Origin of the sequence: Helicobacter pylori, from assembly GCF_014498195.1 — a bacterium.
Lineage (GTDB): Bacteria > Campylobacterota > Campylobacteria > Campylobacterales > Helicobacteraceae > Helicobacter > Helicobacter pylori_DO.
In genome coordinates, this window is sequence record NZ_JACTGH010000024.1 from 1 (window position 1) to 4,853 (window position 4,853).

The window sequence follows — 4,853 nt, forward strand, 5'->3', positions numbered from 1 at the left end:
AACTTTGATTTTTAATAGAATGCACTAAAAAGCGAATGGATCTAGGTGAAACGATATTCAAATACCTAACAGATATGCACTTACATCTCCGCCCTAAAGGACGGAGTTTTTCGTGCTAGTGGGATAAAAACGACAGCGACGATAAGGGGTTAGGGTAAAGCATGTTTTTGATCTAAAAAGATGAGCCAAGAGGATAAAAGAAGTTATTAAATCATAGCCGTTTAATTAAGTGCGCTACGATACGAAAATTTTAAAAGAAAGGAACAAGCATGAGCAAACAACGAAAAGAATCTTTACAAAATAACCCTAATTTGAGTAAAAAAGACGTCAAAATCGTGGAAAAGATTTTGAGTAAGAACGACATTAAAGCCGCTGAAATGAAAGAGCGCTACCTCAAAGAAAGGCTGTATGTGCTGAATTTCATGAGCTCTCCCGGCAGCGGTAAAACCACGATGCTAGAAAATCTAGCGGATTTTAAAGACTTTAAGTTTTGCGTGGTAGAGGGCGATTTGCAAACCAATAGAGATGCGGACAGATTGCGTAAAAAAGGCGTGAGCGCACACCAAATCACCACCGGCGAAGCGTGCCATTTGGAAGCGAGCATGATTGAGGGGGCGTTTGATTTATTAAAAGATGAGGGAGCGTTAGAAAAAAGCGATTTTTTAATCATTGAAAATGTGGGGAATCTGGTTTGCCCCTCAAGCTATAATCTAGGGGCGGCGATGAATATCGTTTTACTTTCTGTCCCAGAGGGCGATGATAAGGTGCTAAAATACCCTACGATGTTCATGTGCGCGGATGCGGTCATTATCAGTAAAGCGGACATGATTGAAGTGTTTAATTTCAGGGTTTCTCAAGTCAAAGAAGACATGCAAAAATTAAAGCCTGAAGCGCCTATTTTTTTAATGAGTTCTAAAGACCCTAAAAGTTTGGAAGATTTTAAAAACTTCCTTTTAGAAAAAAAGCGTGAAAATTACCAATCCACGCATTCGTTTTAATGTGTTTAGCAATCCCCTCTAAAGTCATAGCCATTAAGGATAATGTGGCTATTTTGGAAACTTTGGGCGTTCAAAGAGAGGCGAGCTTGGATTTAATGGGCGAGTCCGTTAAAGTGGGCGATTACGTGTTGCTCCACATCGGCTATGTGATGAGTAAGATTGATGAAAAAGAAGCCCTAGAATCCATTGAGCTTTACCAAGAAATGATCGCCAAAATGAACGAAACGCAGTAATAACAATGAGCGTTGATCACCTCATTTCGCCCTTTAGAGACAAGCGAACCATTTTAGCGCTCTCTAATGCAATCAAAAAACTCGCTTCCAAACTCACTAAAAAATTAGTCATCATGGAAGTGTGCGGAGGGCATACGCATTCTATCATGAAATACGGGCTTTTAGACTTGATGCCTAACAATTTAGAGTTTGTGCATGGGCCAGGGTGTCCGGTGTGCGTGATGCCAAGAGCGCGCCTTGATGAAGCTTATGAACTCGCTATGATCAAAGACAGCATTGTTTTGAGTTTAGGGGATATGATGAGAGTCCCCGGGAGCTATGGGAGTTTGATACAAGCCAGAGAAAAAGGGTTAGATGCGCGCTTTTTGTATTCGCCCATGCAAGCTTTAGAGATCGCTAAAGAAAACCCTACTAAAAAAGTCATTTATATTGCGATCGGTTTTGAAACCACCACGCCGATGACAGCGAGCGTTTTACTCAACGCTAAAAAAGAAAAATTAAAAAACCTTTTTTTCCACATCAACCACATTTTAGTGCCTCCCAGCGTGAGCGCGATTTTAAAAGATCCGGCATGCCAGATTAACGCTCTTTTAGCCCCTAGCCATGTGAGCGTGATCAGCGGCGCTCAAATCTACGCTCCTTTAGTGGATCGCTTTAAAATCCCCATTATTGTGAGCGGTTTTGAGCCGGTGGATATATTAGAAAGCGTGCTGATGCTTCTTAAACAAGCCCTAAACAAAGAAGCCAAACTAGAAATCCAGTATAAAAGAGCGGTGAGTTTTGAGGGGAATACAAAAGCGCAAGAGTTAGTCAATGCTTGCATGGAAGTTAGGGAAAATTTTGAATGGAGAGGGTTAGGGAATATCAAACATTCCGCTCTTAAGCTCAAAGAAGCGTTCGCCTCTTATGACGCTGAAAAAGTCTTTAAAGAACATTTAACCCACAAGATCATAAAAGAAAACAAGGCATGCAAATGTGGGGAGATCTTAAAAGGCATCGCTAAGCCCCTAGATTGCTCACTATTCGCTACAACTTGCACCCCGCAAAATCCGATCGGCAGTTGCATGGTCAGCTCTGAGGGGGCGTGCGCGGCGTATTATCGTTACAAGCGCGTTTGAGTTTCAAAAATTGCTCTAAGCCCCTAGATTGCTCACTATTCGCTACAACTTGCACCCCGCAAAATCCGATCGGCAGTTGCATGGTCAGCTCTCAAGGGGGCGTGCGCGGCGTATTATCGTTACAAGCGCGTTTGAGCTTTAGAAATTGCTTTTTAGTGAAATCGCTCAAACCCTCGCAATTGACATTCACGCTTTTAGGGGGTTTTTCTTTTTTTATAACCGGTTTTTCATAAGCCCTTTTTTTCACGCTCGCCTGGATTGTTTTAAAATCAAAGGGGTAATTCAAGGCTTTTAGGGTTTTTTGCGTTTCTTTGAAATGGATTTTTAGGTTGTTGGTGTAATGATCTTCTTCTATTTTAAAGGCTTTCAAATAGCTAGGGTGCGTGAAATAGATTTTTAGGATTTGATTTTCTATTTTAGCGTATCTAAACCCTTTTTTTAAATCCCCTAAAGCTTGAGAAACATAGCGCTCAATCGCTTCTCTTCGCTTGAGTTGGAGTTTTAAATTTTTAAACGCAGACACCTGAGCGATTTTTTTAAAGAGCAAAAAGGTTTCTTTCTTTTTCAAATAGCGTTTGTAAATTAGGGGGTCAAATCCATTTTCCATGATGAAATGATAGCATTTTAGCTTGACTTTTTTAAAAAGCTTTTGTATAATGTTTCTTTTATTGTTGGGGTGTCGCCAAGCGGTAAGGCACCAGGTTTTGGTCCTGGCATTCCGAGGTTCGAATCCTTGCACCCCAGCCATTATTAGCGTATTTTATTCAGCGTATTTTTTTGGCGCGGAGTAGAGCAGTCCGGTAGCTCGTTGGGCTCATAACCCAAAGGTCAGTGGTTCAAATCCATTCTCCGCAACCAATCTTTTAAACCACACCACCAAAGCACACCACCAGATCACACCAAATGAAACAAAAAGCGTCAAAATCAAAAAAATGACAAAATTTTTCAAAAATGACAAAAAAAAACGCTTTCATGCTATAATGCATCAAAATACTCATTTCAAAAAAGGAGAAAACATGAAAAAAACCCTTTTACTCTCTCTCTCTCGTTTTTGCTCCACGCTGAAGACGACGGCTTTTACACAAGCGTAGGCTATCAAATCGGTGAGGCCGCTCAAATGGTAACCAACACCAAAGGCATCCAACAGCTTTCAGATAATTATGAAAACTTGAGCAAGCTTTTAACCAGATACAGCACCCTAAACACCCTTATCAAATTATCCGCTGATCCGAGCGCGATTAACGACGCAAGGGATAATCTAGGCTCAAGCTCTAGGAATTTGCTTGATGTCAAAACCAACTCCCCGGCTTATCAAGCCGTGCTTTTAGCGTTGAATGCGGCGGTGGGGTTGTGGCAAGTTACAAGCTACGCTTTTACTGCTTGTGGTCCTGGCAGTAACGAGAGCGCGAATGGAGGTATCCAAACTTTTAATAATGTGCCAGGACAAAATACGACGACCATCACTTGCAATTCGTATTATCAGCCAGGACATGGTGGGCCAATATCTACTGAAAATTATGCGATCATTAACAAGGCTTATCAAATCATTCAAAAGGCTTTGACAGCCAATGGATCTAATGGAGATGGGGTCCCCGTTTTAAGCGACACCACCACAAAACTTGATTTCACTATCAATGGAGACAAAAGAACGGGTGGCAGTCCAAATGAAAAATTAATATACCCATGGAGTCATGGGAAAGCTATTTCAACCTCGTGGAATGGAGGAACATCAACATCAACAACAGAAAATATCAACACAGAAAATAACGCTCAAGAGCTTTTAAAACAAGCGAGCATCATTATCACTACCCTAAATGAGGCATGCCCAAACTTTCAGAATGGTGGTAGCGGTTATTGGGCAGGGATAAGCGGCAATGGGACAATGTGCGGGATGTTTAAGAATGAAATCAGCGCTATCCAAGGCATGATCGCTAACGCGCAAGAAGCTGTCGCGCAAGCCAAAATCGTTAGTGAAAATGCGCAAAATCAAAACAACCTAGACACTGGAAAACCATTCAACCCTTACACAGACGCTAGCTTTGCGCAAAGCATGCTCAAAAACGCTCAAGCCCAAGCAGAGATTTTAAACCAAGCCGAACAAGTGGTGAAAAACTTTGAAAAAATCCCTAAAAATTTTGTATCAGACTCTTTAGGGGTGTGTTATGAAGTGCAAGGGGGTGAGCGTAGGGGCACCAATCCAGGTCAGGTAACTTCCAACACTTGGGGGGCCGGTTGCGCTTATGTGCAAGAAACCATAACGAATTTAACCAACAGCATCGCTCATTTTGGCACTCAAGAACAGCAAATAGAGCAAGCGCAAAATATCGCTGACACTTTGGTGCATTTCAAATCTAGATACAGCGAACTAGGCAACACCTATAACAGCATCACCACCGCGCTCTCCAAAGTCCCTAACGCGCAAAGCTTGCAAAATGTGGTGAGTAAAAAGAACAACCCCTATAGCCCGCAAGGCATAGAGACCAATTACTACCTCAATCAAAACA

Annotated in this window: 5 protein-coding genes and 2 tRNA genes; 6 read left to right on the forward strand and 1 reads right to left on the reverse strand. The window is 41.9% G+C overall.

The window, feature by feature from the left end:
- The first annotated feature begins 269 nt into the window (after positions 1-269).
- Genes hypB through hypD form a run of 3 tightly spaced genes read left to right on the forward strand, consistent with a single transcriptional unit; the run spans position 270 to position 2,349 of the window.
- Positions 270-998 (forward strand): hydrogenase nickel incorporation protein HypB, encoded by a 729-nt coding sequence (hypB, locus tag H7N67_RS07730; RefSeq protein ID WP_187939600.1) that lies wholly within the window; start codon positions 270-272, stop codon positions 996-998.
- On the forward strand, positions 998-1,231 hold the full coding sequence (locus H7N67_RS07735) for a HypC/HybG/HupF family hydrogenase formation chaperone (protein WP_000335438.1): 234 nt from the start codon (positions 998-1,000) through the stop codon (positions 1,229-1,231). The genes hypB and H7N67_RS07735 overlap by 1 nt, the downstream gene beginning before the upstream one ends.
- A 5-nt stretch (positions 1,232-1,236) precedes the next feature.
- Positions 1,237-2,349: a hydrogenase formation protein HypD gene (hypD, locus tag H7N67_RS07740; protein WP_187939601.1), complete on the forward strand. Its 1,113-nt coding sequence runs from the start codon at positions 1,237-1,239 to the stop codon at positions 2,347-2,349.
- Positions 2,350-2,440: 91 nt separating this feature from the next.
- Here hypD and H7N67_RS08070 read toward each other — a convergent pair whose 3' ends face one another.
- Positions 2,441-2,956 carry a hypothetical protein gene (locus tag H7N67_RS08070; RefSeq protein WP_232263052.1) on the reverse strand — a complete coding sequence of 172 codons (516 nt, stop codon included), beginning with the start codon at positions 2,954-2,956 and terminating at the stop codon, positions 2,441-2,443.
- 65 nt (positions 2,957-3,021) lie between these two features.
- Between H7N67_RS08070 and H7N67_RS07750 the strand changes: the two genes are divergently transcribed.
- The 3 genes from H7N67_RS07750 to H7N67_RS07760 all read left to right on the forward strand — a co-directional run.
- Positions 3,022-3,096 (forward strand) — tRNA-Gln (locus tag H7N67_RS07750).
- A gap of 34 nt (positions 3,097-3,130) precedes the next feature.
- Positions 3,131-3,207: transfer RNA gene (locus tag H7N67_RS07755), tRNA-Met, on the forward strand.
- 193 nt (positions 3,208-3,400) lie between these two features.
- A partial coding sequence (locus H7N67_RS07760) for a SabA family sialic acid-binding adhesin (protein ID WP_187939603.1) occupies positions 3,401-4,853 on the forward strand: 1,453 nt, incomplete at its 3' end.

Bases quoted from the DNA above. Each gene is read 5' to 3' on its own strand.
- hypD (WP_187939601.1), top strand. From the start codon at position 1,237: ATGAGCGTTGATCACCTCATTTCGCCCTTTAGAGACAAGCGAACCATT.
- H7N67_RS08070 (WP_232263052.1), bottom strand. From the start codon at position 2,956: ATGGAAAATGGATTTGACCCCCTAATTTACAAACGCTATTTGAAAAAG.
- H7N67_RS07735 (WP_000335438.1), top strand. From the start codon at position 998: ATGTGTTTAGCAATCCCCTCTAAAGTCATAGCCATTAAGGATAATGTG.
- hypB (WP_187939600.1), top strand. From the start codon at position 270: ATGAGCAAACAACGAAAAGAATCTTTACAAAATAACCCTAATTTGAGT.